At 50.9% G+C, this 3,026-nt stretch carries 2 protein-coding genes; both read right to left on the minus strand.

What is annotated here, in order from left to right; translation table 11 throughout:
• Positions 1-561: 561 nt before the first annotated feature.
• Positions 562-1,917, minus strand: a complete 1,356-nt coding sequence (hslU, locus tag Q0482_RS00270; RefSeq protein ID WP_299141960.1) for an ATP-dependent protease ATPase subunit HslU — start codon at positions 1,915-1,917, stop codon at positions 562-564.
• Positions 1,917-2,447, minus strand: a complete 531-nt coding sequence (gene hslV, locus Q0482_RS00275) for an ATP-dependent protease subunit HslV (protein ID WP_291056503.1) — start codon at positions 2,445-2,447, stop codon at positions 1,917-1,919. The genes hslU and hslV overlap by 1 nt, the downstream gene beginning before the upstream one ends.
• Between the last annotated feature and the right edge of the window lie 579 nt (positions 2,448-3,026).

Genomic DNA, 3,026 nt, shown 5'->3' on the forward strand with positions numbered 1-3,026 from the left:
GCGTATAGTTTCCTATCCGACATGACACTATGGTGCTTCTTACCGGCAGGAAACTATTCGCGTATAGTTTCCTATCCGGCTTGACGCTGCAGTGTTTCTTACCGACAGGAAACTATTCGCAAAAAGTTTCCTATCCGGCTTGACGCTGCAGTATTTCTTACCGACAGGAAACTATTCGCAAAAAGTTTCCTGTTCAGCTTGACGCTGCGGTGTTTCTTACCGACAGGAAACTATTCGCAAAAAGTTTCCTATCCGGCTTGACGCTGCAGTGTTTCTTACCGACAAGAAACTATTCGCCAAAAGTTTCCTATCCGGCTTGACGCTGCAGTGTTTCTTACCGGCAGGAAACTATTCGCCAAAAGTTTCCTATCCGGCTTGACGCTGCAGTATTTCTTACCGGCAGGAAACTATTCGCCAAAAGTTTCCTGTTCGGCTTGCCACTATAGTGCTTCTTACCGGCAGGAAACTATTCGCTAAAAGTTTCCTATCCGACATGACGCTGCAGTGTTTCTTGCCGGCAGGAACCCCAAAAAACCGGCGGACAGGGCCGCCGGTTTTTCCTTAAAGGATGTAGTTTGAAATATCGATGTTTTCTGTAATTTTCCCCAGTTTTTCCTTTACATAGGCGCTGTCCACCACCACTTCCTTCTGCTCCATATCCGGAGCATCGAAGGAGAGATCTTCCAGTACTTTTTCCAGGATGGTATAGAGTCTTCTGGCACCGATATCTTCGGTTTCCCGGTTCACCTGAAGAGCGATGTCCGCAATGGTATCCAGTGCATCTTCCCCGAAGGAGACCTGAAGTCCTTCCGTTTCCAGAAGGGCCGTATACTGGCGGATGAGAGCCTGACGAGGTTCGGTCAGTATTTTTCTGAGGTCATCTTTATTCAGGCTGGACAGTTCCACCCGGATGGGGAAACGGCCCTGAAGTTCGGGGATAAGGTCGCTGGGTTTGGATACATGGAAGGCGCCGGCGGCCATGAAAAGGATATGATCCGTCTTCACCTGGCCGTACTTTGTCTTCACCGTAGCGCCTTCCACAATGGGGAGGATATCCCGCTGCACCCCTTCCCGGGAAACGTCCGGGCCGCCGGAAGCGCCTGTCCTTCCTGCGATTTTATCGATTTCATCGATGAAAATAATGCCTCTTTCCTCCGCATAGTGGATGGCTTTTTCCTTCACCACTTCCATATCCACCATTTCATCGGCCGCTTCTTCGGCCAGAATCTTTTTGGCCGCTGCCACGGTGACTTTCTTCTTCTTTGTCCGTTTGGGCATCATGCTGGAAATCATGATGGAAATCTGGTTTGCCTGCTCATTGTCCGACTCAGGGGCATTTCCCTTATCCTCCACCTTGATTTCCACCATGCGGTCATCCAGTTCTCCCCTGCGGATGCGTTCGATGAGTTCCCTGCGTCTTTCCTTTTCACCTTCATCCTGGGGCTTATCTTCCTTCTTTTCGCCGAAGATAATATCCATGGGGCTCCTTGTTTCCGGTTTCTTCGAAGGCCACAGAGCTTCCGCAATGCGGCGGAGAGCCTCTTCATCTGCATCCCTGCCGTGAAGGGCTGCTTCTTCCTTTTTCACCAGGCGCACCGCTTCTTCCACCAGATCCCGTACCATGGACTCCACGTCCCGGCCGACATACCCTACTTCCGTATACTTGGTGGCTTCCACCTTCACGAAAGGCGCATGGGTCAGGGAGGCGATACGGCGGGCGATTTCCGTCTTGCCTACCCCCGTAGGCCCGATGAGAAGGATGTTCTTGGGGCTGATTTCCTTTGAAATATCATGGGGCAGCTGCCCGGCCCGCCAGCGGTTCCGAAGGGCCACCGCCACTGCTCTTTTGGCGTCCTTCTGCCCGATAATATAATGGTCCAGATATTCTACAATCTTACGGGGTGTCAGTTCTTCCATCAGATTTCCTCCACAATAACATTATGATTGGTATATACGCAGATGTCTGCTGCAATATGGAGTGATTTTTCCGCCACTTCCCTGGCAGAAAGACCGGTATTCTGAGACAGGGCCCGAGCCGCAGCCAGGGCATAGTTGCCGCCGCTGCCGATGGCAAGAATGCCGTCGTCCGGTTCAATCACTTCTCCGCTGCCGGAAACGAGGAAAAGATGCTCTCCGTCAGTCAGAATCAGGAGCGCTTCCAGCTTCTGGAGCACCCGGTCCCGCCGCCAGTCCTTGGCAAATTCCACTGCCGCCCTCACCAGATTGCCGCTGCAGTCCGAGAGCTTCGCTTCAAATTTGTCAAATAAAGAAAAGGCGTCGGCCACAGAGCCTGCAAAGCCTGCAATAATCTTTCCGTGATACAGGCGGCGCACCTTGCGGGCCGTATTCTTCATAATCACCGCATTCCCCATGGTCACCTGACCGTCGCCGGCCATGGCTGTATGACCATCCTTTTTCACCGCCAGTATGGTTGTTGCTGTAAACATAACTCCTCCTTCATTTTTCATTCTATAAAAACACTGCCTTGAAAAACAGTACCGAATTTCCTCTTAGGGGCGCTGATTAAATCGTTATCGAATGAATCAGTGCTTCCCTTATATTATACGTTACTGAGAAGGCAATGGGTAGGGCTCCTGTTCGGCTTGACACTGCAGTGCTTCTTACCGACAGGAAACTATTTGCCAAAAGTTTCCTATCCGGCTTGACGCTGCGGTGTTTCTTACCGACAGGAAACTATTCGCGTATAGTTTCCTGTCCGGCTTGACACTATGGTGCTTCTTACCGGCAGGAAACTATTCGCGTATAGTTTCCTATCCGACATGAAGCTATGGCATTTCTTACCGACAGGAAACTGTTTGCATAAAGTTTCCTATCCGGCTTGACGCCACAGTGTTTCTTACCGGCAGGAAACTATTCGCCAAAAGTTTCCTGTCCGGCTTGACGCTGCGGTGTTTCTTACCGACAGGAAACTATTCGCGTATAGTTTCCTATCCGGCTTGACACTATGGCATTTCTTACCGGCAGGAAACTATTCGCCAAAAGTTTCCTGTCCGGCTTGACGCTGC

This window comes from uncultured Dialister sp. (genome assembly GCF_937959425.1).
Taxonomy (GTDB): Bacteria; Bacillota; Negativicutes; order Veillonellales; family Dialisteraceae; genus Dialister.